Genomic DNA, 1053 nt, shown 5'->3' on the forward strand with positions numbered 1-1053 from the left:
ATGAACACGGCGCAACCCACGCGCAGGCCCGGGGCGCTGGCCGACGAGCAAATCTCCCCGGCCGCACCCGAACAGCCGAGCTGCTTGGCGCCACCACGCAGGTAATCACAGGGCCGGAGTCGGACGTGCAGGAGACAGAAAATCGTTGCCGTCCGGGTCGGCCAGGGCCTGGCGGTTCCCGGTGCCGGTCCGGCCGGTGTCGGCTGGCCTGGCGCCGAGCGCGAGCAACTGCCCCGTCTGAAGAACATCGGGAGCATCCGCCTGTACCGCCCGGAGGACGACCCGCCCGGTTGGCCGGCACTCGGAGGCTTCCTGACCTGTGGGATCCGCTGAGACCTGATCGCCCAGCAGTACGACCAGATGGTCAAGTACGCCACCGCTCTGCGCCTGGGGACTGCGGGGGCCGGGCAGGTGCTGCGCCGCTTCACTCGCGGCGGACCGAAGCACCCCGCCTACGCCGCGCTCGAAGAACTCGGCCGCGCCGTACGCACGATCTTCACCTGCGGCTACCTGGCCAGCCCCGGCCTACGCCGCGAGATCCACGGCGGGCTCCAGGTCGTGGAGAACCGGAACAGCGCCAACACCGTGCTGCACTACGGCAAGGACGGCGTCTTGACCGGCCCTGACAAGGAGCACGCCGAGACGTCGAGGCTCGCGCTGCACCTGCTGCAGTCCGCACTCGTCAACACGTCAACACACTGCTGCTCCAACAGGTGCTGGACGAACCGGCGTGGGCAAAGATGCTCACCGACGAGGACCGGCGCGGGCTGACCGCGTTGTTCTGGTCCAAAGTCAACCCGTACGGAACTTCCGGCTGGAGATGGACAAGCGGCTCGATCTGTCACCGGCCGCCGTGCCCCGCCCCCGCACCGCGACAGACGACGCCGGTTTCGAACTGAAGATCGTCAAGCAGTAGGCTCACCAACGCCGTTGCGTTAGGGATCTTGAGGTGGTGGCACCCCCCGCCTGAACAGTGGAAACGGGACCCCTGGTAGATCAGCTTGTGTCGAGCAAGGTGATCATCAAGACCAGGAGTCCCGTTGCTGGAGAAGT

Annotated in this window: 1 protein-coding gene; it reads left to right on the forward strand. The window is 67.1% G+C overall.

The window, feature by feature from the left end; all coding sequences use genetic code 11:
- Positions 1 to 360: 360 nt before the first annotated feature.
- Positions 361 to 771 carry a Tn3 family transposase gene (locus ACFYX0_RS48000; RefSeq protein ID WP_388982229.1) on the forward strand — a complete coding sequence of 137 codons (411 nt, stop codon included), beginning with the start codon at positions 361 to 363 and terminating at the stop codon, positions 769 to 771.
- The last annotated feature ends 282 nt before the right edge of the window (positions 772 to 1053 follow it).

This window comes from Streptomyces sp. NPDC002573 (assembly GCF_042889625.1).
Taxonomy (GTDB): Bacteria; Actinomycetota; Actinomycetes; order Streptomycetales; family Streptomycetaceae; genus Streptomyces; species Streptomyces gibsoniae.